This window comes from Methanonatronarchaeum thermophilum (assembly GCF_002153915.1).
In the GTDB taxonomy this organism is placed as follows: Archaea; Halobacteriota; Methanonatronarchaeia; order Methanonatronarchaeales; family Methanonatronarchaeaceae; genus Methanonatronarchaeum; species Methanonatronarchaeum thermophilum.
Genome location: NZ_MRZU01000003.1, coordinates 81,464 through 106,416, shown reverse-complemented (window position 1 = coordinate 106,416; position 24,953 = coordinate 81,464). Strand labels below are relative to the sequence as shown.

Below are 24,953 nucleotides of genomic sequence, written 5' to 3'. Positions count from 1 at the left end.
TCAAATGAACGGAATCCAGATTACATTGGTTTCAGGAGAAAAGGTATCCTCCTTAACCATGAACGAAAAACTACATTTTATAATAGACAAAGTGAGAGAAGGAGAGATATTGATTCTAGAGAAAGGATTAGAGCCTGAAGAAGAAGCTGAATTAATTCAGAGAACGATGACAGAAATAAACCCTGAAGAATTCAGTGGGATAGAAATAGAGTCATATCCAGGTGACAGCAGTAACCTATCTTTTCTAGATAAACTATTAGGTAAAAAAACAACTAGGCTAACGGTTATAGGTCCAGCAGACCAAGTTAGAACAATTAAAAAGAACAAAGATACAATTCAAGCCTTACTGACATTGAAAAAAAATTAAATGAAGTTATATTTGGTTGAAAAAGATGCCTCATGAATGCACACGTTGCCAGGAGATATATCCAAATGGCTCAGAAGAAATTCTTTCAGGCTGCCCAAACTGTAGCTGGAATCGATTTAGATATCTAACGAAAGAACAACTTGAAGACGGAGAAACACCACCAATCGAAGACCCCGAAGGCGAAGAAGTTAAGCGAGAGCCAGAAGAGGAAAAAGAAAGAAAAGAAGAGCTTTTAGATATAAGCGGGTTCACATGGGAGAGAAAACAAGAAAGAATCAGCTTAAAAGAACTAGAAGAGATAGAAAAAATCGCTTCAACATACAAAAAAGGCTATAAAAACGAATTAACCGACAACGATGTCGAATCACTACGAATAAAAGGCGACGGTTCATTCGAAATCAACCTAAAATCATTGATCGAAGAAAAAGGAATAGTTATATCCATAGGAGAGGACGGTAAATACATAATCGACCTAGACTCCTTCTTAAAAAAATAAAGCCCTAACTTAACCAATAAACTCAACCCTCCTTTTTCTCTTTATATTTTTCTCTTATTTCCTTAACCATCTCCTTGTTACCTTCAATCACCAAAGAACCCGAGTAATTACATTCAGGACACTTATAATGCTGCCCCATAATCATCCCAAGAGCTTGATAGATAGAGGGACTACCACAAACAGGGCAAACCATAAACAACTTTTCATCATCCCCACCACTCAAATCCTCCTTCTCAACATTTTCCCCAGTCATAAAAACCAAATTCAAATTAAAATTAGTCCTACAAAAATATAACACTATGATATAATAAGATAAAATAAAATATAGTGAAGTTAAGGAAATGAATATCCCAAAGACATCTACCTAACTAAATTTTAGGTAGAGATGGATGTTATTAGTATTTGAGTAGTTGTTATTAGTATTTAAGTAGTTTTAATTGTTTTTTTATTTTTCCACACTAAATATATAAAGTATACCTAAATTGATATGTTTACTTAAACTTTATATAGTATGTTGAACTCTTAATGCTGGGGGACTAAATATTACTAAAAAAATGACATCAATGGAAAGAGTTATAGCTGCTGCAAATGACGAACCTGTGGATCGATTACCTTTCAGTGCGATTGCTGGGGGGTATGAACCGTAGGCTTGTTGGAGCAGATTTTGAAACATTCTCTGAAAGTGTAGAGCTTCAGGCCAGAGGGAATGTTGAAGTAGTTAAGAGATATCAGTTAGATTGGCTTGTACCACTTACGTATATGCATAGAACTGCAGAGGATTTTGGTGCAGAAATCGAGTTTAAAACTGGTAAAACACCGATGCATTATCCACCTACCGATTGGACTGCAGAGGATTATGAAGAAAAAATAGTTGTACCTGATGGTATCGGAGATTCTATTCAAAAACGTATTGACTATACTGAAAAAATAGTTGAAGAAATACCCGAAGTACCTGTTTTCGCCTTCATTTCAGGGCCTTTCACAACACTAACACAGAGAGTTGGAACTGAACAGGTTTTAATGGACTTATATAGATCTCCAGATGCAGTTAAAAAGGCTATGGAGAAAACAGAGGAATACGTAGTTAGGTGTATTGAAGAAGGTTTTGCAAATGTTGAAGGACTTGCTGGAATCTGTCTTGACGAACTACATGGAAACAAAGGGATAATGGGTCCTGACATGTATCGAGAGTTCGGTGCAGAATATTGTGGATCAGTTATTGACGCTTGTGAAAAAAGTGATTTGATCTTCACTCAACACAACTGTGGTGAATCCGCTATGTTCGATATACAGATATCTGAGTGGAAACCGATGGCATATAGCTATGCTTACTATGGTGAAAGAGGAGAGAATCCAGATATCCCTGGCATGATAGAAAAATATACTGATGACACTCTCTTGTTAGGGCAAATAGACCCACAACATTTCTACAACTATGAACCTAGTGAGATGAAAAAACACGTTAAACAACTTCTTGAAACGGTTCTAAAGAGCCTTAAAGAAAACGACCATACCTCAAAGTTTGGTATTTACAGTGGATGTGAAGTACCACCAACATACGGTAAATTTGACAACATCGGTGCAGTAACTGACGCTATGTTAGAGTACGGCGAAGATATGCAAGAAGAAATAATCGGGTAACTAAACACAAAAAAAAGATTTCCCATCACTAAACCAAATTAAAAGAAAACAATATAGTTACTTTAAGAAATCTGATTTCTAAAGACAACTATAATCAAAAAACTTAAATATAAGGCTTTAGTGATGGGATACATGACCTTTAATGAGACCTTTTATCGGTCTCTACTAAAATGTTTAAATAAATTTAATGGAGAATAATATGTCTAAAGAAGAAATACTAAAAGATCTTCACGAAGGCGTCGTGGAGATGGATGAAGAGAAAGTTCAAGAAGCAGCTCAAAGAGCACTGGATGAAGGCGTAGAGCCAATGGATGCAATACTGGATGGATTAGTATCCGGTATATCAGAAGTCGGTGACCTATTCGATGAAGGAGAAAAATTCGTACCCGAAGTACTGATGTCCTCAGAAGCATTGTACGCAGGCCTCGACATACTGAAACCACATGTTGATGCAGACGACCTCGGAGTCGAAGGAAAAGTAATACTCGGTGTTGCAGAAGGAGACGTACACGACATAGGTAAAAACCTAGTTAGATTGATGTTCGACGTAAGCGGAATGGAGATAGTTGACCTAGGTAAAGACGTTCAAAACGACCTGTTCGTAAAAAGATGTGTAGAAGAAGATGGAGACATAATAGCTGTATCCGCAATGATGACATCAACAATGCTAGCCATCGAAGATATAGTTGATGATGCACGCAAGAACGCACCAGACGCTAAAGTATTGTGCGGTGGGGCACCAATCAATGAAAAAACCGCAGTTCAAGAGTTTGGAGCAGACGGATACGCAAATGACGCAACAGAAGCTGCAAGAGTTGCTTTAAAGCTATTAAAAGAATAAATTAAATAAAAGATACTGGCTTCCCATAGATAACTTAAATGAACTATGGTGTGAAGCTATAGTCTAAATACCTGGGTTTTGGTACCAGGTATTTTTTTTCGAACCCAAATCAAGTTTACCTTAAATAAATAAATTAAATTTAATTTAATTGTTTTTTATAAAACATTACCAAAAAAATAAATATTTCAGCACAAAGCTACCTAACCCAATAAAGAATTATTTTTTTTATTCTATTTTGTTTAAAAAATAATTTAAAAAATACTATTTACCATTTAATTGTTTTTTAATTAAAAATAACATACCTTATTGTTTTTATTACTAAATAGAGTGATTAAAAACATTAAAACCAAATAAAGAAATATCAATATGTAACATCTATACAATTCAGATCATACAATATCCAAAAAAACAACTACAAAAAATCCATCAATAATAAATTTAATAGATCAAACCTATAAAAACTTCGAAACAAAAAAATAAAAATAAAAACCCTAAAACAAAATACAAAAAAATTTACAGTGTTAAACCCAAAATAACCAAGTTTAATTTACGGTGTGAACAATTAAAAACCTCAAAGCTTTTTTTACAAACAAAAACAAAGATAAAATGAAGCTAAAACATATATTTATCTAGAGATAAACATATACCAATTTGAAAAAAACAACTAAAAATAAAAAAAATCACATTTAAGGTGTTTAAAAAAATGAAAGAAACAAACCAAGAAAACGAACTAATGATATGTACAAAATCAGACCTATCAAACAAAATAAACAAAAAATGGACAATGTGCATAATAAACATACTCGGAGTCGAAGAAGGCAAAAGATTCAATGAAATCAAAAAAGACTCAATGGGCAACATAAACTCCAGAACCCTATCAATGAGACTAAAAGAACTCCAAAACGAAGGAATCATCTCACGAGAAGTAAAACCAAAAGCCCCACCAGAAGTAAGATACATCCTAACAGAAGAAGGATGGGCACTTTACGAAGCACTACAACCACTATTCAACTACCTAGACAAACATAACTCAAATGGCTCAAACCAAAACAACTAAAAAACAAAAAAACCCAAAATACCCTAAATAGGAATAAAGGGTTAATGGGTCCCCTCCAACTCTATTAATTTAATGTAATCTCCCAAAACATCTCTTGTTTTAACGATGTTAAACCCCTCTTTCCTCAACTCAACATCCCACCTCTTATTAAGATCCTCATCTAAAAAAACCTGCATAAAAGGATTAATAAAACCAATAAACAACCTACCAAGCAAACCAGTCGAACCCATATGTTCCAACAACAAAACCCTACCACTTGGCTTACAAACACGAACCATCTCCCTCACAGCAACAACAGGATCAGAACAAGCACAAAAAACAAAAGTAGAAAAAACAGTATCGAAACAATCATCAGGAAAAACCATATTCCTAGCATCCATCCTAATAAACCGAGCATTAGACAAACCTCTTTCAACCGCTTTACCACGCGCTCTCTCAAGCATATTCTCACTAAAATCAATACCAACAATCTCAACACCATCAGGATAAAACGGCACATTACGGCCAGTACCCACACCAACCTCAAGAACCCTACCAGAAACCATAGACAAAATCTCCTTCCGCATATCCCTAAAATAAAAAACCTCAAAAGGACTCTCAGCAAAATCATACACAGGAGCCACTAAATCATAACCCCTTTCAGTTCTACTAACCATAATCAACCAAATAACTATAATTAAAACATCCAATATATTTATTTTCCAAACAAAACCCCCACAAACACACATACACCCCTAACCAACAAACAAACCCAAAAAAACCCAAACAAACCAAATACCAACCCTTTTAAAACTACAAATAAACACACCCAAACCAAAAAACCGTAATAAACATAATCACCCATACAAATCAACTCAAAAAAAAAGGATTAATAAAAACGAAGAACCATAAACTTACCTTTGAAAAAGGTTTTATCCTAAAAGGATTGAAAATCCCTTACCATCTAAGTTAAAACAATATCATTAATCCTAAATAGTTAAAAAAACAAATAAAAAAGATAGTAAGGTGTATACATCATGGATAAAAAGAATCATAAAAAATTACTGAACGACATTGAAGGAAAGATGGGTTTCCTACCAGAAGTATTACAAACAATAGAAGATATAGAGCCTGAAAACCTAGGTCGATATAGAAGGTGTAACAACAAAATACTTCAAGACGGAGCTTTACCAGCCAAAACTAAAATATTGGTTGCATTAGCAGTAGTAGCCTCAAAACAATGCGAACCATGCACCGAATCCCAAATGAAAAGCGCATTAAACAACGGAGCCACCAAAGAAGAAATAATGGAACTGATGGAAGTAATATTCATAACATCAGGAGCACCAGCAGTAGCAGCATGCAAAGACGCATTAAAACTACTAAAAGAACAAGAATAAAACCACCAAACAAAAAATAAACACAGTCCATGTCTAGGGTTTTGGGCCCTCATTTGACCGAAAACCAACAACCCAAAAAAACCTAATTCCCAAAACCCATTTCTCTAAAACCCCCCACAAAATCCCTAATAGAAAAACTTGAAACAATAAATAGGTTACCAAAAAGAATAGAAAAAATAGAAAACAAACAACTCAAATAAAAACCGAACGAAACAGATGAAAAGAAGAAAATAGTTCGAAATGCTAATAGGATGAATACATCAAAACAAAGAAACACACAGATAGAAAACTAATTTTCAAAAAAACCCAATTTCCAGTTCAAATTAAATCTAGTTTAATGTCAAGAGCTGGCGCCTTCATAGTCATGTAGCTTGATGAAATCAAATCAACTCCTTTTATTGCATAACTACCGATATTACTAGGTTCTATCCCACCACTAACCTCTATCACCACTTCATCTAATAAACCATTCTCTTCAATAACTCCAACCGTTTTAGAAACTTCTTTTGGACTGAAATTATCAAGCATTACAATGTCAGCACCTGCATATACAGCCTCTAAAGCCTCTACACAATTTTCTACCTCGATTTCAATTTTTTTTGAACCACCAGCACGAGCCATTTCAACAGCCTTACTTATAGACTCAACATACCTTAGGTGGTTATCTTTAATCAAAACAAAATCCCCTAGATTTTTACGATGGGGTTCACCACCCACAGCCTTAACAGCCTTTTTTTCAAAACTCCTCAACAAAGGAGTGGTCTTCCTGGTAGCAGCAACATCAACATCGGCATTAACATCCCGAACAATATCAATCATCTCTTTAGTTGCAGTTGCAACACCACTTAGATGACATAATAAATTCAAAGCAACCCTTTCACCCATCAAGATATCTCTAACCGATCCCTCAACAACACCAACAACTTCATCAGAACTAACTCGATCCCCATCCTCCACACCTGAATCAAAAACAACACCCATTTCATTAAAAAGAAACTCAACCATAGAACAACCAAAAATAAAACCAGGTTCAGTCACAACAACATTTCCCACTCCCAAATCGTTCTCACTAATAATAGATTCAGTAGTGACATCACCATCACCCAAATCCTCATCCAACATCATCCTCAATTTATCCATATCAAACTCACTTAACATCATCAACACCGGTCAATTCAAACATTCTTTCAGTACTAACCCTAACCTTATCTGCAACCACATCTGAAACCTCAACCAAAAACCCCCTATTCTCTAAAGACCACAAGATTTTTTTCAAACTATTTTTTTTCATCTCACGACAAACCGCCTTATCCGAAAGTGGAATAAAAGTTTTATCTGGAAACAAAAACCTTAAACGTTCAACCAAACCAACCTCAGTACCAATAACAAATTTATCTTTCTTAGAACTACCTACAAAATCTATCATCTGACCAGTACTACACAAATAATCGGCTTTTTCTTGAACAACAGGTTTAGATTCAGGGTGAACCAAAACAACCGCATCAGAAAAACGATCCCTAACCTCATCTACATCCTGAGGCTGAAAGACATTATGAACATAACAATGACCATCATCAGGCACTACAAAAACATCTTTATCAGTCTCCTTTTCAACATACCACCCTAAATTCCGATCAGGTCCAAAAATAACTTCTTCACAATCCAAATTATCTATAACCTCAACAGCATTAGATGAAGTACAAGTAACATCTGATTCCGCCCGTACCTCAGCACTCGTATTAACATACATCACAACCTCTGCATCTGGATGTTTCTCCTTAGCCTTACACAAACTCTCACGAGACAACATACCAGCCATCGGACAACTTGCTTCCTTAGAAGGTAACAATACTTTTTTATCCGGATTCAAAACAGCAGCCGTCTCAGCCATAAAATCAACACCAGCGAAAACAACATATTCAGCGTCAACAGACCTAGACTTCAAAGCTAGACCTAATGAATCACCAACGAAATCCGCAACCCGATGGACCTCACCAACCTGATAATTATGAGCTAAAACAACAGCATCCATCTCTTTTTTCAAATCCAAAATCTCTTCAAACAAATCACATTCCATCAAAAACACTCAAACTAAATATTTTGTTTAAAAAAGAAAAAACACTAGGGAGGAATATAAAATTGCTAAAAGAATGTCCAAAATGTGGAAACGCCATACTAATCGAAGCTAAAGAAAAAACAACACAATGTCCAAAATGTGGAAACACAATAAAAATACAAGACGAAAACAAAAAATTTAGATAACCGCTATCTTTTCCATAGAATTATTCCGTGAATTAGGAAACGTTTTTGATTAACTAAATACAACCCCACATCAAAAAACAACCTTCTCGATAAAATCACTGCATTAATAATCTATATAAGCAGGAACTGGATAACCTAAAAAAAACTGCTAACTCCACTTCACAAAAAACAAAACCTAAGCATTAAAACAAATTTAAAAAAAGGAATACATTAAAGTCTTTTATAGATTGTAGGACGTTTTTATAAATACTGAATATATTTAATCTGTTCGTAAAAAAGACAGTGGTTTTTTAAGTGGGCCCAGAGGGATTCGAACCCTCGACAACCCGGTTATGAGCCGAGTGCTCTAACCTAGCTGAGCTATGGGCCCTTGATTTAGTTTAGTTTTTTATTTTTTTAATTAGTTTGTGGTCTTGGATGTAGTTTTTGTTTTGTTTTCTATCGTTTGTTGGGTTTTTGTTGTGTGCTAAGACCGAATATAGTGTGTTTCTGTTATACATAAATATATTGGTGTTAGGTAGTTTTTGGTTGTCGGTTTGTTTTGTTTTTTTGGTTGTCGGTTTGTTTTGTTTTTTTGGTTGTCGGTTTGTTTTGTTTTTTTGGTTGTCGGTTTGTTTTGTTTTTTTGGTTGTCGGTTTGTTTTGTTTTTTTGGTTGTCGGTTTGTTTTGTTTTTTTGGTTGTCGGTTTGTTTTGTTTTTTTGGTTGTCGGTTTGTTTTGTTTTTTTGGTTGTCGGTTTGTTTTGTTTTTTTGGTTGTCGGTTTGTTTTTTGGTTGTTTTTTGAGGGGTAGGAAATAAAGAGTTTGAGGATAATTGTTTGTTGATTTTGGGTTTGTGATAATTATGACAATTCAGGTTTATAATACGCTGTCTGGTGAGTTGGAGGTTTTTGAGCCTTTGGAAGAAGGTAAGGTTGGTATGTATGTTTGTGGGACTACAGATTATGATAATATTCATCTTGGGCATGCGAGGACTTATGTTGCTTATGATATGATGGTTCGTTATTTTGAGTGGAAGGGTTTTGATGTTAAGTATATTCAGAATATCACTGATGTTGGTCATTTGACTGATGAGGGTGAGGATAAGGTTGAGAAGCGTGCGAAGAGGGAGCGTACGCATCCTATGGAGATTGTTGAGTATTATATGCGTAAGCATTTGGAGGATGTTGATGACCTTAAGATTAAGCGGCCGGATATAATGCCTCGGGCTACTGGCCATCTTATTGATATGGTTGAGGCTGTAGAGGATTTGGTGGAGAAGGGTTTTGCTTATGAGGTTAATGGTTCGGTTTATTTTGATGTTTCTAAGCTTGATGGGTATGGAGAGCTTTCTAATATAGTTTTTGATGATCTTGAGGAGTCTGGGCGTGTTGAGTCGTCTGGTGATAAAAAGGATCCAAGGGATTTTGCTTTATGGAAGAAGGCTGGTGAGGATCAGTTGATGAGTTGGCCTTCTCCTTGGGGTGAGGGTTTTCCTGGTTGGCATATCGAGTGTACGGTTATGTCGACTAAATATCTGGGTGAGAAATTCGATATTCATGGTGGGGCTATAGAGCTGGGTTTTCCGCATCATGAGAATGAGATTGCTCAAGGTAAGGCTTTGTGTGGTACGGACCCGGTTCGTTATTGGGTGCATACCGGGTTACTTAATGTTGGTGGTGAGAAGATGTCTAAAAGTAAAGGTAATTTCATTACCGTTCGCGAGGCTTTAGATGAACATAGTCCTGAGGTATTGCGTCTTTGGATTTTAAGTTCTCACTATCGATCTCCCGTTGATTATACTGAAGATAAGATTCGGGAGGCTAGAACTGAGTTGGATAGGATTTTAAATTTCCTTGAAAGGCTTCATAGACATAAAGGTGAAGGTGTAAAGGGTAGGTTGTCTGAGCTTGTTGATAAGCTTGTTGTTGATTTTGAAATGAAGATGGATAGAGATTTCAATTCTCCTGAAGCTTTTTCATTGATTTTTCAGTTTATTAAAGAGGCAAATAAAAAACTTGACAACAATGATTATGGTGAAGCCGACCCCGAATATGTTATTGAACGTTTAGAGGAGTTATTAGGTATTTTTGGAGTTGTTCCTGAAAACTATTTTGATGAGGACATTGAAGAAGATGTGGTTGAAGAGATACTTGATGAGATATTGGATTTGAGAGAAGAGTTAAGAGAGCAGGGAGAATATGACGTTGCCGACGAAATTCGAGATAGACTTAACAAAGCTGGTGTAGAGATAGAGGATTGTGATGATCCAACTTGGAAACTGAAAAAATAAAATTCTAAGTTTGTTGTTTATTTGATTTCGATATAAACCACACCATAAAAGATATAAGTTCCTCGACGATAGTTAGAGGTGGAGGGGATGGTATGAACGAGATTATTGATTCTTCCGGCGGGAATGGTGAGCACACTGAAGACGTGATAGATAGGTTGGAGAAGAAAATCGCGTTATTGAGAAGACGGCTTCAAAGGCGAGAAAATGAGATTGAACAACTGGAAGAAGAGAACTATTTATTAAGGCAAGAAGTTGGTAGCGATAAAGAAGTGGAAGAAATTGGCCATGGAATAGACTCTATGGAGTTAGAAGGGAATCTAAACGATGGTAGCGATGAAGATATTGTAGAGGGTTCTACATCAATAAAAAAAGATAAAGAGGATTGTGTGATTTTCACTGGCCCAGCAGATGCAGAAAAAACTGGTGGTTCACCGATTGCTGAGGAGTCAGAGGATAATTTGATTAAATCAGCTTGTGCCGAAGAAACTGGAAACGGTGAGCTAGAGGAAGAGGATGATGATATAATCATCATTGAATAGTCTTGAGGGATTTTTTTGAAGGTCGAGGAGGTCGTTCTAAACAACTTTAAATCGTTTGGAAGGAAAACCAAAATACCGTTTTCAGATGGATTCAACGCGATATCAGGGCCGAATGGTTCAGGTAAATCCAACATAATAGATGCATTTTGTTTTGTTTTAGGTACATCTACGACTAAAGATTTACGTGCAGATAACCTAACAGACTTGATTTTCCAGGGTGATAATGGTGAAAACCCTAATTTCGCTGAAGTCACATTGAAGTTGGATAACAGTAATGGAGAACTACCAACCTCTGAAGACACCGTATCTATTAAAAGAAAAGTCAAGCGTACTGATAAAGGATATTATAGCTATTATTATCTCAATGATAACTCTGTAACGTTAACAGAGATCCATGAATTTATTTCTGAAGCAGGTATATCTGAAGAAGGATACAACATCGTGATGCAGGGTGATGTAACACGGATAACAGATGTAGGTAGTACTGAGCGACGTAGAATAATAGATGAGATAGCCGGAGTTTCAGAGTTTGAAAAGAAAAAAGAAAAAGCTTTTAACGAACTTGACACAGTAAAACAAGAGATAGATAGAGTAGAGATAATTTTAAAAGAAATTAAAGACCGTCTCAACGAAGTTGAAGATGAAAGGAAAGACGCATTAAAGTATAAAAAACTAAAAGACCGTAAAAAAGAACTCGAACTATACCTAATCGCCTCAATGAAGGATAAAATCGAGAAAGATATACAGAAAATCGAAAAACTCCTTGAAAACAAAGAGAAAGAAAAAGACAAATATTCATCCAAACTCATCAACCTAAAAAACGATATAACAGAACTAAATAGTGAGCTCGAACAACTGAACAAAGAGATCTCGCAGAAAGGAGAAGAAGAACAGATAGAGATAAAAAGAGAGATTGAGGAGATAAAAGGAGAGATATCCAGAGGACATGACTCAATATCTATGATGGAAGAATCAATCAAAGAACTTCAAGAAGACAAAAAGAAAATCTATACAAAAAGAAGTTCCCTTAAAGAAAAAATCAACTCATTAAAACAAGAAAAAGAAAAACTCTCAATACAAAAAACAAACATCGAAAGCGAGATAGAAAGCCAAAAAAACGAAAAAACAAAGTTCAAAAACAAAATAGAAGAAATCGATGACGAATCCTTTAAAGTAAAAGAAAAAGTATCAGAACTAAAAAAAGCACTTGAAGAAAAAAGAAACAACAAAAACAGGCTTTTTCAACAAAAAGACAGAGTTTTAGATTCATTAAGACGGAAAGAAGACGAAATTCATGAAATAGATGACAGAATAAAACAATTCAAATCCAAGAAACAAGAAATAAACGAAAAAACCCCCGAACTAGAAAAAGAGATATCCAGATTAATAAAATCCAAAGAAAAAATAGAAGACTCCAAAAGCGAGTTAGAAAGAGACAAACTCTACAAAAAAAAGGAACTCAAAGAACTTGAACAAAAACATCGAAACAGACAAACAAAGATAGCTAAGGCAGAAGCAAAAATGCAGGCAGCCGAAGAGATAGACAACCGTTACTCAAGACCAGTTCGAGAAATACTAAAAGCAAAAGGCAACGGAGTTCTAAACGGAGTATACGGCACAATATCAGAGTTAGGTAAAGTACAGGAAAAATACTCAACAGCACTAGAGATAGCAGCAGGTGGTAGAATGCAATCAATCGTTGTAGAAACAGATAAAGACGCTCAAGAATGCATAAACTACCTAAAAAGAAACAAGCTAGGTCGAGCCACATTCCTACCTATCAACAAAATAAGATACAGACCACCTAGAAGTAGAGCTAAAGAAGCCTTAAACTCCTCAGGCTCAGTAGACCTCGCAATAAACCTCATCGATTTCAAAGAAAAATATAAACCAGCTTTTTGGTACGTCTTCAGAGACACAGTGATTATGGAAGACCTTAAAGCAGCCAGACAAAACATGGGTGGCGTCCGAATGGTCACACTAGACGGAGACCTAGTGGACCCAGGCGGAGCAATGTCAGGTGGATCAAAAAAGAAATCAAGATTCAAATTCACAGTTGACGACGAAAAAGAAGTAAAAAACCTCAAAAAACAAATCAAAAAAATAAAACAAAAAATAGATAAAAAACAATCAGAGATCCAGAACCTCGATGAAGGATTGTCAAGAGTAAACAATAAAATCAAGAACAAAGAAACCAAAATCGAAAAACTCCAGAAAAAACTGGATACAAACCAAAAAGACATAGAAAGATACAACGAAGAGATTCAGCGAAAAAAAGAGAAAAAAGAAAAAATACTCCAAGAAAAAAAGGAACAACAAAAAGAAATCAAAGAACTCGAAGAAAAAATCAAAAAACTCGACACCGAAATCAATAACAAAAAAGAAAAAATCGAAAAACTCGAAGAAAGAGTTGAAAACACAGAGATACCCAAATACATGGATGAAATCGATAGAATAAAAGAAGAAATAGAACGGCTTCGAGAGGTAACAGGAAACGTCGAAAACAAATTAAACCAAAAAGAACTTGAAATAGAGTACGCAGAAAGAAACCTAAAAGAACAGAAAGAAAAGAAAAAAGAACTAAAACAAAAAGAACAACAACTAAACAAAGATATAGAAAACAAAAAACAAGAAATAAATAACTTAAAAACACGTTTAGAAGAAAAAGAACAAGAAGACCAAGAAATCAACAAAAAACTAAAAAAACTCCGCAAACAAAGAGACAAACTACTAGAAAACCTAAGTGAACTCGAAAAAAAAGAATCAGCAACACAAAAAAACCTCGAACAAATAGAAACCAAAATCAAAGAACTAAAAGAAGACCTAGAGACAAAACAAGAACAGATAAAAGAAGTTGAAAGAGAACTAGAAGACTTCGAAGTCGACAAAGAACTACCAAGCCCACAAGAAATAGAAAACGAATTAGATGAAATAGAAAAAGAGATGGAGCAGCTAGAACCAGTCAACATGAAAGCAATAAACGAATACGAAGAAGTTAAAAAAAGAAAAGAAAGACTCGAAGAAAGAATCAACACACTAACAGAAGAAAGAGAAGGTATAATAGATAGAATAGAAACCTACGACGAAAGAAAAACCGAAGTATTCATGAAAACATTCAACGAAATAAACAAAAACTTCAAAGAAGTATTCAGCAAACTATCCCCCGGCGGCCAAGCCGAATTAATTTTGGAAAAACCTAAATCACCATTCGACGGCGGACTCACAATAGAAGCCATCCCAGAAGGAAAAACAGTTAGAAGACTAGACGCAATGTCCGGAGGAGAAAAAAGCCTCACAGCACTATCCTTCATATTCGCAATACAAAGATACGACCCAGCACCATTCTACGCCTTCGACGAAATCGACATGTTCCTGGACGGAGCAAACGTAGAAAGAGTGGCCAAAATGATAGAAAGACTATCAAACAACGCCCAATTCATAGTCGTATCACTCCGAAAACCAACAATCGAATCCTCAGACCAAACAATAGGAATAACAATGCAAGAAAACGGAGTATCCGAAGCAACAGGGGTGGTACTAAATGGCAACTAAAGAAGATAACACTGCAATCCCACACCAAATCGAAAACAGACTACACCAAAGACTCGATGAAAACTGGAAAGAAAGCCAGCCAATAGAAATGCTATTAGAAATGATCGATGAAGGCGAAATCGACCCATGGGACCTCGACGTCATAAAAGTCGCAGACAAATTCCTAACCAAAGTAGAAAAAATGGAACGAGAAAACCTAAAAATCTCCGGAAACACACTACTATTCTCCTCCATACTTCTAAGAAAAAAAAGCGAGATGCTAGTAAACGACGAAGAAGAACACGAAGAAGAAGTAATGTACGACGACCAAGACTGGACCCCCTGTTTCTATGACCTTGAATACCAAGAACTCCCAGAACTAGAACTACCAGCAAGAAGAGAATCAAGTAGATCAGCAACCCTAATAGACCTCATAGACGAATTCGAAAACGCAATGGAAACAAAACAAAAAAGAAAAAAACGAAGAAAACAACAAACCCAAGAAAACAAAAAAACCCAAGAAAAAGTACGAAACCTCGCACACGAAGAAGACATAGAACAAGACATAAAAAACGTCCACAAACTACTAAAAACCAAATTCAAAAACGAAAAAAAAGAAAAAATAAAATTCAAAGAAATACTAAACAACCAAAACCCAAAAGAAATCATATCAAAATACATACCCCTCCTCTTTCTAGCCACAAGAAAAAAAATATGGATAAAACAAACAGAAATCAACAAAGACATCGAAATAAAACTACGCAACCCCAACAAAACAAACGACAAAACAGGAGAATAAACAATGGACAAACAAAAAATAGTAGAAGCAGCCCTATTCACAGCAGGAAACCCACTAAACGCAAAAGAAATCTCAAAAACAACAGGAATCCCCACCAAAAAAGTAAAAAAACACCTAAAAAACCTAACCCAAAAATACAAAGAAAGAGACACAGCAATAGAAATCAAATCAGTAAACAAAAAATACGTAATGCAAATAAACCCAAAATACAGCGAAGAAGTAATGAACCTCGCCCCAATCGAAATATCAACACCAGTACTAAGAACACTCTCAGTAATAGCATTCCAACAACCAGTAAGCCAATCAGAAATAGTAGACATACGAGGAAACAAAGCCTACAACCACATAAAAGAACTAACAGAAATGGGATTCGTCAACGCAAAACCATACGGCCGAACAAAACTACTACAAACAACAAACGGATTCTCAGAATACTTCGGAATAGAAGGAAAAACACCAGAAGAAGTGAGAAACGCACTAACAGAAAAATTCGACCCAGTAACACTCGAAGACTTCCTAGATTAACACCAACCCAAAACCTGGTTTTTTAAACTTAAATCAACTCAGTTCAAATCTATTTTTTTAATAAGCGATATATAGGGTGAAAGATATAATATTAATTGAGGGGTGAAGTGTATGAACAAAAAGCAAATGAGAACCTCTGGACTTGTGTCCTTTGTTATTATGATTGCACTCCTCATCGTTATCGTCGGCCTAATATTAATTTAACAAAAAAAACATTAAGACCTTGAAATCGTTTAATGAACAAAAAAATAGATAAACAAAAAAATAACAGAGAAAAATAGTAAACTTTGGCCGGGATATCCTACCCGGCACACCAACACTTTTTATTGTTTTTTAGTTGATGGTTGGTTATAATTCCTTTAGTTCTGGAGGGATGTATTGTTCTTTTCCTTCTTCTTTTAGCACGCCTACTGCAGCTATAGCTCCAGACACCGCTCCACCAACAATTCCTCTTGATTTTCCTGCACCGTCTCCAGCGACTCTTAGTTTTTCAAGGTTTGTTTCTAGGTAGTTTTCGGTTGGATATACTGAGTCATAGAACTTGATTTCTGGACAGTATAGTAACGTGTGGTCTTGGTTTACACCTGGTACAAGCTCTCCCAGTGTTTCCAGGCCGTGTATTATGTTCATTACTATTCTTTGTGGTAATGCTAGGGAGATGTCGCCTGGTGTGAATTCTTTTAATGTTGGTTTGTATGGTAGGTTGTCTATTCTTCCTTGATCGGTTCTTCTCCAGTCCCTTAGGTCTTTTAGCCTTTGAGCTACTGGTTTGTCTCCACCTATTTTGTTTGCTAGTTCAGCGATCTTTCTTCCATACGCTTTTGTATCTTCAACGGGTTCGGTTAAATGAATTCTTACAAGCAATGCGAAGTTTGTTAGGTTTGTTTTTGAGTCTTTTTTAGCGTGTCCGTTCACCAAAAGCATGTCTTCATAGTATTCAGTAGCTACGTATCCTTCTGGGTTTGTGCAGAATGTTCTAACCAAGTCATCGTATCCTTTGCTTCTCCACCTGAATTTTGGATCGTAAATCACGTCGGTCATTGGGTCATAAACTTCTTTTGGTAGTTCGACTCTAACACCAACGTCTATAGGGCCGTATGTAACTTCAATACCGAGTTTTTGGGCTTGTGTTCTAAACCAGTTTGCTCCACTTCTTCCAGGTGCAGCTATAAGTTGGTTGCATTTAATCTCCATGTCATCTGTGGTTAAAACAAATTCTCCGGTGCTTTCTTTTTTCTCTATTTCGTTAACTTCTGTGTTTATATAGAATTTAACGCCACGGCTTTGAAGCTCCCGCATCATGTTGTCCATTACTGTAGGAACTTTATCGGAACCTATGTGTTTTTGTGGTCCGTAAACAAGCTCTACGCCTTTAGAAGCGGCTTTTCTCTTCATTTCTCTTACTTTCTTTTTTCTTTCTTTATCGCCTTCTCCGTAGTATTCCTTGTCAACACCGTTTCTAATCCAGACACTGTCAACATAACTGATTAGGTCCGAAGCCTCATCTCGATCAATATTTAGGTTTTCAATTTCCATTCCGATATCGGGTGTTAGATTAAGCTTTCCATCTGAAAGCCCTCCAGCACCACCTATACCGAATAAAATATCATTTGACTCTATTCTCTCTAAAGGTGCTTTACCTTTGTCTATCAAGCATACCGAAAGTCCTGAGTTCGATAGTATCTCTGCTGAAGAAAGTCCAGCAGGTCCGCCACCAATTATTCCTACATCAAATTCCATAAAGACAATCACCAAATAGTCCGAACAATGATTATTTTACAGCTATTTTAACCTTAGTGGTTTTTCATTCTAAAACCCAAACCACGTCCAAACTTTCTACTTAAACTACCTGATTAAATAGGTTTTTTCTTTTTTTTATACTTTAAAATAAAACTCTTATATTGAATGTGTTTAAATTATTATTAGGTAACTATGAATGGAAATGATTTAGCTAAATATATCTGCACAGTATGCGAATATGTATACGATCCTGAAGAAGGTGATCCTGAAGGTGGTGTTGAACCAGGAACTCCTTTTGAAAAACTTCCTGAAGACTGGGTCTGCCCTGATTGTGGTGTTGGTAAAGACATGTTTGAAAAAATGGAATAATTAAATATAAAGAATGATTGATTATGACGGTTAAAAAAATAACTGATAGAATAAGTTGGGTTGGAGCAATCGATTGGGACAGACGTCTATTTGATGAATTGATACCACTACCAGATGGAACAACCTACAACTCATATCTAGTGAAAGGAAACGAAGAAACTGCTTTGATAGACACAGTAGATCCAACTAAAAAAGAAACACTGTTCAACAACCTAATGAATGCAGGTGTAGAAAAACTTGATTACGTTGTTGTAAACCATGGTGAACAAGACCACTCAGGAACATTACCATCATTACTTGAAAAATATCCAGAATGTCGTATAGTAACAAACAGTAAAGCTGAGGACATATTGACCGAGCATCTTGAACTCGATGAAGCTCGATTCAAAATCATTGGAGACAAAGACCAAATCGATTTAGGTGGAACCACTCTCGAGTTCGGTTTAATTCCATGGGTACATTGGCCCGACACACAATACACACTTGCAATAGAAGAAAAAACACTCTTTACATGCGATTTCTTAGGACATCACTACGCTACCGAACAACTTTTCAATAACGATAAATGCCATTATGAAAACTCAGCTAAACGATATTTTGCAGAAATAATGATGCCGTTCAAATCAAGAGCCCGTAAAAACCTACAAAAAATCAAAGAAATCGAGCATGACGTCGATGTGATAGCACCAAGCCATGGACCCCTACACAACCAACCAGAACAAATCATAGGTTATTACGAAAAATGGACCTCTGATAAACTAGAAAACAAAGTTATAATCCCTTACGTATCGATGCATGGTAGCACTGAAATAATGGTTCAACACCTAACTAACGCATTAACTGAAAGAGACATCGAAGTAAAACCAATGCACATAACAAATACAGACATCGGAGACATAGCAAAAGAGCTTGTTGACACTGCAACAATAATAATAGGTTCCCCAACAGTATTAGGCGGAGCTCACCCAAAAGCACTGTATATAGCATACCTAGCAAACGCACTTAAAGCGAAAGCAAACTACGCATCAATAATTGGTTCATACGGCTGGGGAAGCAAGATAGTCGACCAAATAGCTGACACAGTAAGCAGTTTAAACCTCGAACTAATAGAACCAAAAATAATCAAAGGAAAACCAACCAAAAAAGACCTTAAATTGATCGAAGAAATGGCGGAAAAAATCAAAGAAAAACACAAAAACGACCCCAAAATAAACTAAACAACAAGGCGATCCAACTGACCCTCAACATAGCATACCACAAAGATTTTCTAAACCACAAAACAGGAAAACACCATCCCGAAAACCCAGAAAGACTCAAAACAATCCTAAAAACCCTTCAAAAAAACAATATTTGGAGCGAAGTAAACAAAATAAACCCACCAAAAATCGATTTAAAAACACTAGAAAACGTCCACACAAAAAACCACATAAAAAACATACAAAAAACAACAAAAAACGGAGGTGGACAACTCGACCCAGACACCACAATCACCCCTGATTCATACCAAACCGCCTTAAGAGCCTGCGGAGCACTAAAAAAACTAGTGGAAAACGCAGTAACCCAAAAAAACGATGGTATAGCACTAAATAGACCACCCGGACACCACGCCCTACCAAACAAATCAATGGGATTCTGCATATTCAACAACATAGCCGTAGCAGCAAAACATGCAACAAAAAAACTAGACAAAATCCTAATATTCGATTGGGACGTACACCACGGAAACGGAACACAAAAAATATTCTACCAAAACAAAAACCCACTCTACATCTCAATACACCAAACACCATTATTCCCAAACACCGGCAAAACAAAAGAAACAGGCCAAGGAAAAGGAAAAGGATACAACATAAACATACCGCTCCCAAAAGGAATGACAGACACAGACTACAACTACATAATGGAAAAAACAATCATACCAAAAATCAAACAATACAAACCCAAACTCATACTAATCTCAGCCGGATACGACGCACACAAAAACGACCCACTCGCAAACATGAACCTAACCTCCAACGCATACTACCAAATGACAAAAAAACTAAAAACAACCCAAACACCAATAGTACTAACACTAGAAGGAGGATACCAAAAAACAGCCCTTGCAAACTCAACACACCAAACAATAAACGCCCTACTTGACAAAAAACCCATAAAAAAACCAAACAAAAACAACCAAAAAATATCAAAAACAACAAAAGAAAAAACCAAACAAATAAACAAAATATACAAAATCTAAAACAACATCCAAACCAAAAATAAAACCGAAAAATAAGAAACAGAAATATAGAAGGTATTCAAGCAGTATCTTCAAAACCTTCTTCAAAATCTTCTTCAAAACCTAATATTTTATCCAAAAACAATCTAATTTTCTTAACCAATTCTTCAGTAAGCTCCCCAGATCTAGCTTTCTTAAGCACCCAACTCGCTACAGCCAACATAACCATCATTGCATAAAAAAGCCAAGACAACAACTTAACAACCAAATCGAATATCGGCTTAAAGAAACGAGCCAAACTCATCAAAGCAGCCAAAACACTTACCATTAATAAACCTCCTCAAACACTAATACAAACACCAAACTAAAAACCCCATATACCAATAAACAAATCAAAACTAATATACCCTTCCCCTATAAACAAAAAAACTAGATTTAAATATAATTAAAAAAACAACAAGTAACCTATGTATAAAAACATATTTAATTTCGATATGACTGAATATATTAAATAAATTGAATCAAATTAGAACATAGATACAAAAAATCCAAAAGAAAATAAATCAATAGTGAAAAGCGATTAGAAAGGGTTGATGTGGGCCTGAGTGGGATATGTTTTCTGCAACCTTCACGGCTCTTTCTTGTTTAGAGTTCGTAGACCACTTGGGGCAGTCTACTACTTGGCCTTTTACCCTGGATGGGTAGTAGGTTGTCTTGGTTCTCCTTTCGCCGCCTTTTCCTCGCTATCCAGGTTATGGAAAGCTTGGTTTTTTAGGCTTTTTCCAAAACCCTTCTAACCCTTTTTAGGGAAATTAGGTTTTGAAACACTCAGTATGCCCTCAACTTAACTATGACTTTAGTAATAGTTAGGTCGTTGGTTAAGTAGATAAGCTTTACGTTTTTAGTTAAGGTTATTTTTGTATTTTGAGTTTTGTTTGTTTTATTTCGTAGTTTTTCCAGTTTGTTTCTATTCCGTTTCCGTTTATTCTAAGTTGTTTTTGTTCGTCTTGTATTTTTGATTTTATTTGTATGTCCATGATTTGTTTGATTATGTTTAGTGTTTTTTCTTCGTGGCTTCCTTCTTCAAGTAGTATTAGTAGTGTTCCGTCTATTGATTTTATTCGGCCTGAGAATGTATGTAGGAATCTGAATATGTTTTTTGTGTCTGAGTACATCATCATTATTGAAACGGAGTCTATGCATATGCGTATTTTTTCTTCTTTCCCTTTTTTGTATAGGTCTCGTATATATTCAGATGTTTTTATTCCTATGTCTGTTAGGTCTGCGGGGTTGGATGCGTATGAAACATTTTTGTCAGAGCTTGCTTTGTCAAGTTCTTGGCTCAAGGAGATACAGTCTATGATTCCATATCGATCACTATGTTTTTCTAAGGACATTTTGTTTTTAGAGAACCAGTCTATGGTTTTTTTAGCGCTTTCATTTGAGGTGATTAATATTGATGATTCTTGGTTTTCAAGACCTTTATAGAAAAAATTTTTTGCAAAAATGCTTTTTCCTGACATAGGAGGGCCTTGAAAAACTACACTAGAGCTTAAAGGGATTAACGTTTTAATTCCATCTATACCAGTATCGAAACCACTCATTTAGGAAGGTCCTCGTATATTAAGTTTATTTTGTTAATTATTTTAAAGCAACTACATCACTATAATAATAAACAGCTGTTTAAAGATTTTGCCTTTTATCCAACAGACATAACAGAATAAAACTGCTTGTTTTAAATATGAAAGGATTTAGGTTAGGTTAGGTTAGGTTAGTTTAAATTAAATTTTTTCCTAACCTTACGATTTTAACTGGTAGGTAGTGAACTTGGTATTGTTATATCTATTATTTAACCTATTCTATCTCTCTGTACTTCTCTGTTGTCTATTTCTAGGGTTAGTGCGTGTTGATCTGGGTCGAGTTCGCCATCAAATGCTAGTGTGGTTGTTGCTTCTCCATCTTGTATAGTTATTGTTTCACTAGTTATTTCACTATCATTAGGCCAGTCTATTAGGGATATTTTTACTTCTACTGGTTCACCTGGATTTTGATTTGTTATTTCCACTTGTAATCCTTCTTCGGTTTGTTCGTAATTTGTAATTTGGATATCTGGTTGGTCAGCTGTCATTCCCATGCTGAATCCGAGTCCTACGAATCCTATTGCTATCAGTACTGCAACTGCTTTCCCCAGTCTGCTTACCATTTTTTGTTCCTCTTTCTTTATGTTGTCATTAGTTTTTGAGTTCTTTATTTTTTTGTGTTTATTTTTGGTTTTTGTTTTTGTATGGTGTTTTTGGTGTGAATATCATGTTTGTTGGTTTTCGGTTTATTTTTCTGTTTGTTGGTTTTCCGTGATGTTTAAATCCTTTTATTATTGCTATTGGTGTTTGTTGGTTAGATTCTCCCATTACAATGTTTGCTGCGCTTGCTAATTCGTCTGCGACGCATTGTGTTGTTGTTTTCATTTTTTGGTTGTATAGGTCTTTTTTGTTTGTGTAGTTTGATATAGGTTTTATTCCTGAGTAGGCGATTGCGGTTCCTACGGCTCCTTTTCTAAATGGTCTTCCTATGCTATCTGTGATTATCGTTGGTGTTTTTGTTTTCTTGTGTATTTTTTTTGCTGTTTTTTCTGGGTTTTTTGGAGGTAGTATTGCTTTGTTAGGTCCTGCGTTTGATTGGTCAATTTGGGCGTTTGCACAGATTAACCCGTTTTTGTTTGTGATTATGTAGTTTTCACCTAATGCTATTATCTCACTTTCATTGAGTATCAGTTGACATATCTCAGGTTTTTTGTTTGTTTTTTCTGCTATTTTTTTGGCTTCTTTTGTTGGTTCTATTGTTTCTAGATTTTTCGTTCGGCCTTCAGCTTTTGATATTATTGTTTGGCTCACGACTAGTATATCTGTTTTTTTATGTTTCTCTATGTGTTTATGTATTATTAAGGGTAGTTTATCGCCTTTTTTTATTAATGGAAGTTTGATTGGTTTTATCTCGAGTTTCATTTTTATCTAATATTATATCCTTTTTTTTGTTTTATTTCGATATCTTCTTTTATTAGAAGTACGTTTGTATTATTGGTGTTTGAATTGGTTTATAGGGTTAAGGTTTCAACGGAAAAAAGATTGGAGTTTGTTGACATTACTGATCGTGTTAATGAGGTTGTAAGTGATTTTGATGATGGTGTCGTAGTTGTTTTTTCTGGCCACACAACAACCGGTTTAACTGTCAATGAGAATGAAACTGGGTTGGTTGAAGATATGGAGTCTATGTTGTCTTCATTGGTGGATTCAGATGGATGGCTTCACGATCGTATTGACAATAATGCTGATTCTCATCTAAGAGGTTTGTTACTGGATTCTAGTCTGTCTATTCCTTTTGAAGATGGAGAGTTGTTGATTGGAACTTGGCAATCTATATTTTTAGTAGAACTTGACGGACCTAGAACAAGAGAAGTATTAATACAAATTACTTAATTTAATTTGGTTTGAGGTGGGTTTTTTGGTTTTGGTGGGTGAGGGTGTGGGTGTGTTGGTTTTGGTTTGAGATAAGTAATAAGTTGGTTGGGTGGTAAATTAAGATTGGTGTTGTGGTGATTATCTGTGTTTGTTGTTTTGGGTTTGGTATAGTTGTTTGATTGTTTGTGTTTGTGTTTGTTTGGTTAATTTGTGTGGTTTGTTTATGAGTAAGATTATTAAGGATCCTGTTCATGGGTATATATCTGTTGAGGATTTTGTTTTGGATTTGATTGATACTTCTGTTGTTCAGAGGTTGAGGCGGGTTAAGCAGCTTGGTTTTTCTTATTTGGTGTATCCTGGTGCTAATCATACTCGTTTTGAGCATTCTTTAGGTGCGTATCATCTTGCTTGTAGTATGTGTGGGAGTTTGGGTATTTCTAGTAGGGAGGTTAGAGCTGCTGCTTTGTTGCATGATATTGGTCATGGGCCTTTTTCTCATATTAGTGAGGAGGTGTTGGTTGGTTGGTTTGATACGAGCCATGAGGATTTTGCTGAGGAGGTTGTTTTTGGTTCGGAGATTTCTGGTGTTTTGGATAGTTTTGGTGTTGATGCGGAGAAGGTGGTGTCGTTGATTGGTGGTGAGGGTGTTTATGGTCAGGTTATTGCTAGTGAGCTTGATGTTGATAGGATGGATTATTTGGTGAGGGATGCGCATTATACTGGAGTTGCTTATGGTACTATTGATTATGAAAGGCTTATCAATGAGATGAGTTTTGTTGATGGTGATTTGATTGTTCAGGAAGGGGGTTTGCAGGCAGCTGAGTCTTTGCTTGTTTCTAGGTTTTTGATGCAGCCGACTGTTTATTTTCATCATGCGTCTCGTATTGCTGAGAAGATGGTTATGTCTGCGGTTGAGGTTGCTTTGGAAAATGGTTTTTTGGATGGTGATGAGTTTAGGCGTATGTTTGATTTTGAGGTTTTGTTGAAGCTTCGTGAGGTTGGTGGTTTTCCTGGTGAGATGGTTAGGCGTGTTTTGGATAGGGATTTGTATAAGAGGGCTGTTGAGGTTGATCGTTTTTATATTGGTGGTGGTTGTGTTGATAGGCTTGAGAAAGATGTTGGGTTTAGGAGGGAGATGGAGGATGTTATTGCTAGGGATGCCGGTGTTGAAAACGTGATTATTGATGTTCCTCCTACTGTTGGTATGGAGGAGTTGAAGACTAAGGTTTTGGATGGTGGTGTTGTTAAGAGTCTTGAGGAGGTTTCTCGTATAGTTGATATACTTGATGATGCGCAGTCGGATCAATGGAAGTTTAGGGTTTATTCACCTGGTGGTTCGATTGATGTAGTTAATGAGGTGGCTAAAGAGCATCTTGATTTTAAATTTGATTAGTAGAACGATGTTTTTTAGTTTATTTGGTTTTTTATTGAAAAGAAGTTTGTATATTGAGGTATTCTATAGTG

The 24,953-nt window shown here is 35.8% G+C and carries 26 protein-coding genes and 1 tRNA gene; 17 read left to right on the top strand and 10 right to left on the bottom strand.

Translation table 11 applies throughout. The features are described 5' to 3' along the window. Positions 1-4: 4 nt before the first annotated feature. The gene (locus tag AMET1_RS01695; RefSeq protein ID WP_086636760.1) at positions 5-367 is read left to right on the top strand and encodes a DUF2073 domain-containing protein; all 363 of its coding nucleotides are present in this window, start codon (positions 5-7) and stop codon (positions 365-367) included. 25 nt (positions 368-392) lie between these two features. Beyond that, on the top strand, positions 393-863 hold the full coding sequence (locus AMET1_RS01690) for a Zn-ribbon domain-containing protein (RefSeq protein ID WP_086636759.1): 471 nt from the start codon (positions 393-395) through the stop codon (positions 861-863). 22 nt (positions 864-885) lie between these two features. Here AMET1_RS01690 and AMET1_RS01685 read toward each other — a convergent pair whose 3' ends face one another. After that, entirely contained in the window at positions 886-1,116 is a 231-nt protein-coding gene (locus tag AMET1_RS01685) for a hypothetical protein (RefSeq protein ID WP_086637358.1), read from the bottom strand. A gap of 383 nt (positions 1,117-1,499) precedes the next feature. Between AMET1_RS01685 and AMET1_RS01680 the strand changes: the two genes are divergently transcribed. From AMET1_RS01680 to AMET1_RS01670, 3 genes are all read left to right on the top strand, one after another. Continuing rightward, positions 1,500-2,504, top strand: coding sequence for a uroporphyrinogen decarboxylase family protein (locus tag AMET1_RS01680; RefSeq protein ID WP_161490714.1), 1,005 nt, complete (start codon positions 1,500-1,502; stop codon positions 2,502-2,504). 199 nt (positions 2,505-2,703) lie between these two features. Continuing rightward, positions 2,704-3,345: a cobalamin B12-binding domain-containing protein gene (locus tag AMET1_RS01675; RefSeq protein WP_086636757.1), complete on the top strand. Its 642-nt coding sequence runs from the start codon at positions 2,704-2,706 to the stop codon at positions 3,343-3,345. 703 nt (positions 3,346-4,048) lie between these two features. Further along, positions 4,049-4,402 (top strand): winged helix-turn-helix transcriptional regulator, encoded by a 354-nt coding sequence (locus AMET1_RS01670; protein WP_086636756.1) that lies wholly within the window; start codon positions 4,049-4,051, stop codon positions 4,400-4,402. 41 nt (positions 4,403-4,443) lie between these two features. On the opposite strand, the gene AMET1_RS01665 is transcribed toward AMET1_RS01670, so the two are convergent. Continuing rightward, on the bottom strand, positions 4,444-5,058 hold the full coding sequence (locus AMET1_RS01665) for a class I SAM-dependent methyltransferase (RefSeq protein WP_161490713.1): 615 nt from the start codon (positions 5,056-5,058) through the stop codon (positions 4,444-4,446). A gap of 360 nt (positions 5,059-5,418) precedes the next feature. On the opposite strand from AMET1_RS01665, the gene AMET1_RS01660 reads away from it, so the two are divergent. Beyond that, on the top strand, positions 5,419-5,781 hold the full coding sequence (locus AMET1_RS01660) for a carboxymuconolactone decarboxylase family protein (RefSeq protein WP_086636754.1): 363 nt from the start codon (positions 5,419-5,421) through the stop codon (positions 5,779-5,781). A 318-nt stretch (positions 5,782-6,099) separates the two neighbouring features. Here the strand turns inward: AMET1_RS01660 and nadC are convergent, their stop codons facing one another. Further along, entirely contained in the window at positions 6,100-6,942 is an 843-nt protein-coding gene (gene nadC, locus AMET1_RS01655; RefSeq protein WP_086636753.1) for a carboxylating nicotinate-nucleotide diphosphorylase, read from the bottom strand. Then, positions 6,929-7,858: a quinolinate synthase NadA gene (gene nadA, locus AMET1_RS01650; RefSeq protein WP_086636752.1), complete on the bottom strand. Its 930-nt coding sequence runs from the start codon at positions 7,856-7,858 to the stop codon at positions 6,929-6,931. The genes nadC and nadA overlap by 14 nt, the downstream gene beginning before the upstream one ends. A gap of 62 nt (positions 7,859-7,920) precedes the next feature. Here nadA and AMET1_RS08075 point away from each other — a divergent pair, with 62 nt between their 5' ends. Next, positions 7,921-8,043 (top strand): hypothetical protein, encoded by a 123-nt coding sequence (locus tag AMET1_RS08075; RefSeq protein ID WP_269087986.1) that lies wholly within the window; start codon positions 7,921-7,923, stop codon positions 8,041-8,043. Positions 8,044-8,338: 295 nt separating this feature from the next. Here AMET1_RS08075 and AMET1_RS01645 read toward each other — a convergent pair. Beyond that, positions 8,339-8,413, bottom strand: a tRNA-Ile gene (locus AMET1_RS01645). A 472-nt stretch (positions 8,414-8,885) separates the two neighbouring features. On the opposite strand from AMET1_RS01645, the gene cysS reads away from it, so the two are divergent. The 5 genes from cysS to scpB all read left to right on the top strand — a co-directional run bounded on the left by cysS (position 8,886) and on the right by scpB (position 15,707). Continuing rightward, the gene (gene cysS / locus AMET1_RS01640) at positions 8,886-10,313 is read left to right on the top strand and encodes a cysteine--tRNA ligase (RefSeq protein ID WP_086636751.1); all 1,428 of its coding nucleotides are present in this window, start codon (positions 8,886-8,888) and stop codon (positions 10,311-10,313) included. A gap of 143 nt (positions 10,314-10,456) precedes the next feature. After that, complete coding sequence (locus tag AMET1_RS01635) at positions 10,457-10,852, top strand: hypothetical protein (protein ID WP_143406798.1); 396 nt, start codon at positions 10,457-10,459, stop codon at positions 10,850-10,852. Between the two features lie 15 nt (positions 10,853-10,867). Then, complete coding sequence (gene smc, locus AMET1_RS01630) at positions 10,868-14,404, top strand: chromosome segregation protein SMC (RefSeq protein ID WP_161490712.1); 3,537 nt, start codon at positions 10,868-10,870, stop codon at positions 14,402-14,404. Further along, entirely contained in the window at positions 14,394-15,182 is a 789-nt protein-coding gene (locus tag AMET1_RS01625) for a segregation/condensation protein A (RefSeq protein ID WP_086636748.1), read from the top strand. Before smc ends, AMET1_RS01625 begins: the two co-directional genes overlap by 11 nt. 3 nt (positions 15,183-15,185) lie before the next feature. Continuing rightward, positions 15,186-15,707 (top strand): SMC-Scp complex subunit ScpB, encoded by a 522-nt coding sequence (scpB, locus tag AMET1_RS01620; RefSeq protein ID WP_086636747.1) that lies wholly within the window; start codon positions 15,186-15,188, stop codon positions 15,705-15,707. Positions 15,708-16,055: 348 nt separating this feature from the next. Here scpB and AMET1_RS01615 read toward each other — a convergent pair whose 3' ends face one another. Then, a complete protein-coding gene (locus AMET1_RS01615) occupies positions 16,056-17,447 on the bottom strand; it encodes an NAD(P)/FAD-dependent oxidoreductase (RefSeq protein WP_086636746.1) in 1,392 nt (463 codons plus the stop codon). Positions 17,448-17,639: 192 nt separating this feature from the next. Between AMET1_RS01615 and rd the strand changes: the two genes are divergently transcribed. From rd to AMET1_RS01600, 3 genes are read left to right on the top strand one after another with little or no spacing between them, the layout of a single operon-like run. Continuing rightward, on the top strand, positions 17,640-17,816 hold the full coding sequence (rd, locus tag AMET1_RS01610) for a rubredoxin (RefSeq protein WP_086636745.1): 177 nt from the start codon (positions 17,640-17,642) through the stop codon (positions 17,814-17,816). A 23-nt stretch (positions 17,817-17,839) separates the two neighbouring features. Further along, positions 17,840-19,033 (top strand): FprA family A-type flavoprotein, encoded by a 1,194-nt coding sequence (locus AMET1_RS01605; RefSeq protein WP_086636744.1) that lies wholly within the window; start codon positions 17,840-17,842, stop codon positions 19,031-19,033. Next, on the top strand, positions 18,970-20,055 hold the full coding sequence (locus AMET1_RS01600) for a histone deacetylase family protein (protein ID WP_086636743.1): 1,086 nt from the start codon (positions 18,970-18,972) through the stop codon (positions 20,053-20,055). Before AMET1_RS01605 ends, AMET1_RS01600 begins: the two co-directional genes overlap by 64 nt. A 58-nt stretch (positions 20,056-20,113) precedes the next feature. On the opposite strand, the gene AMET1_RS01595 is transcribed toward AMET1_RS01600, so the two are convergent. The 4 genes from AMET1_RS01595 to cofE all read right to left on the bottom strand — a co-directional run bounded on the left by AMET1_RS01595 (position 20,114) and on the right by cofE (position 23,036). Then, the gene (locus AMET1_RS01595) at positions 20,114-20,362 is read right to left on the bottom strand and encodes a hypothetical protein (RefSeq protein WP_086636742.1); all 249 of its coding nucleotides are present in this window, start codon (positions 20,360-20,362) and stop codon (positions 20,114-20,116) included. Between the two features lie 583 nt (positions 20,363-20,945). Then, a complete protein-coding gene (locus AMET1_RS01590) occupies positions 20,946-21,638 on the bottom strand; it encodes an RAD55 family ATPase (RefSeq protein ID WP_086636741.1) in 693 nt (230 codons plus the stop codon). Between the two features lie 245 nt (positions 21,639-21,883). Next, positions 21,884-22,237 (bottom strand): hypothetical protein, encoded by a 354-nt coding sequence (locus tag AMET1_RS01585; RefSeq protein ID WP_086636740.1) that lies wholly within the window; start codon positions 22,235-22,237, stop codon positions 21,884-21,886. 58 nt (positions 22,238-22,295) lie between these two features. After that, the gene (gene cofE, locus AMET1_RS01580) at positions 22,296-23,036 is read right to left on the bottom strand and encodes a coenzyme F420-0:L-glutamate ligase (protein WP_086636739.1); all 741 of its coding nucleotides are present in this window, start codon (positions 23,034-23,036) and stop codon (positions 22,296-22,298) included. An 84-nt stretch (positions 23,037-23,120) separates the two neighbouring features. Here cofE and AMET1_RS01575 point away from each other — a divergent pair, with 84 nt between their 5' ends. Further along, a complete protein-coding gene (locus tag AMET1_RS01575; RefSeq protein ID WP_086636738.1) occupies positions 23,121-23,507 on the top strand; it encodes a secondary thiamine-phosphate synthase enzyme YjbQ in 387 nt (128 codons plus the stop codon). Positions 23,508-23,712: 205 nt separating this feature from the next. After that, the gene (locus tag AMET1_RS01565) at positions 23,713-24,882 is read left to right on the top strand and encodes an HD domain-containing protein (RefSeq protein WP_086636736.1); all 1,170 of its coding nucleotides are present in this window, start codon (positions 23,713-23,715) and stop codon (positions 24,880-24,882) included. The last annotated feature ends 71 nt before the right edge of the window (positions 24,883-24,953 follow it).

Excerpts from the sequence above, each read along its gene's own strand:
- AMET1_RS01595 (WP_086636742.1), bottom strand. The coding sequence starts at position 20,362 with ATGGTAAGTGTTTTGGCTGCTTTGATGAGTTTGGCTCGTTTCTTTAAG.
- cysS (WP_086636751.1), top strand. The coding sequence starts at position 8,886 with ATGACAATTCAGGTTTATAATACGCTGTCTGGTGAGTTGGAGGTTTTT.
- AMET1_RS01615 (WP_086636746.1), bottom strand. The coding sequence starts at position 17,447 with ATGGAATTTGATGTAGGAATAATTGGTGGCGGACCTGCTGGACTTTCT.
- AMET1_RS01605 (WP_086636744.1), top strand. The coding sequence starts at position 17,840 with ATGACGGTTAAAAAAATAACTGATAGAATAAGTTGGGTTGGAGCAATC.
- AMET1_RS01695 (WP_086636760.1), top strand. The coding sequence starts at position 5 with ATGAACGGAATCCAGATTACATTGGTTTCAGGAGAAAAGGTATCCTCC.
- AMET1_RS01680 (WP_161490714.1), top strand. The coding sequence starts at position 1,500 with ATGAACCGTAGGCTTGTTGGAGCAGATTTTGAAACATTCTCTGAAAGT.
- nadC (WP_086636753.1), bottom strand. The coding sequence starts at position 6,942 with ATGATGTTAAGTGAGTTTGATATGGATAAATTGAGGATGATGTTGGAT.
- AMET1_RS01625 (WP_086636748.1), top strand. The coding sequence starts at position 14,394 with ATGGCAACTAAAGAAGATAACACTGCAATCCCACACCAAATCGAAAAC.
- cofE (WP_086636739.1), bottom strand. The coding sequence starts at position 23,036 with ATGAAACTCGAGATAAAACCAATCAAACTTCCATTAATAAAAAAAGGC.
- AMET1_RS01690 (WP_086636759.1), top strand. The coding sequence starts at position 393 with ATGCCTCATGAATGCACACGTTGCCAGGAGATATATCCAAATGGCTCA.
- rd (WP_086636745.1), top strand. The coding sequence starts at position 17,640 with ATGAATGGAAATGATTTAGCTAAATATATCTGCACAGTATGCGAATAT.
- AMET1_RS01660 (WP_086636754.1), top strand. The coding sequence starts at position 5,419 with ATGGATAAAAAGAATCATAAAAAATTACTGAACGACATTGAAGGAAAG.
- AMET1_RS01590 (WP_086636741.1), bottom strand. The coding sequence starts at position 21,638 with ATGAGTGGTTTCGATACTGGTATAGATGGAATTAAAACGTTAATCCCT.
- AMET1_RS01670 (WP_086636756.1), top strand. The coding sequence starts at position 4,049 with ATGAAAGAAACAAACCAAGAAAACGAACTAATGATATGTACAAAATCA.
- AMET1_RS01585 (WP_086636740.1), bottom strand. The coding sequence starts at position 22,237 with ATGGTAAGCAGACTGGGGAAAGCAGTTGCAGTACTGATAGCAATAGGA.
- AMET1_RS01665 (WP_161490713.1), bottom strand. The coding sequence starts at position 5,058 with ATGGTTAGTAGAACTGAAAGGGGTTATGATTTAGTGGCTCCTGTGTAT.
- nadA (WP_086636752.1), bottom strand. The coding sequence starts at position 7,858 with ATGGAATGTGATTTGTTTGAAGAGATTTTGGATTTGAAAAAAGAGATG.
- AMET1_RS01675 (WP_086636757.1), top strand. The coding sequence starts at position 2,704 with ATGTCTAAAGAAGAAATACTAAAAGATCTTCACGAAGGCGTCGTGGAG.
- scpB (WP_086636747.1), top strand. The coding sequence starts at position 15,186 with ATGGACAAACAAAAAATAGTAGAAGCAGCCCTATTCACAGCAGGAAAC.
- AMET1_RS01565 (WP_086636736.1), top strand. The coding sequence starts at position 23,713 with ATGAGTAAGATTATTAAGGATCCTGTTCATGGGTATATATCTGTTGAG.
- AMET1_RS01685 (WP_086637358.1), bottom strand. The coding sequence starts at position 1,116 with ATGACTGGGGAAAATGTTGAGAAGGAGGATTTGAGTGGTGGGGATGAT.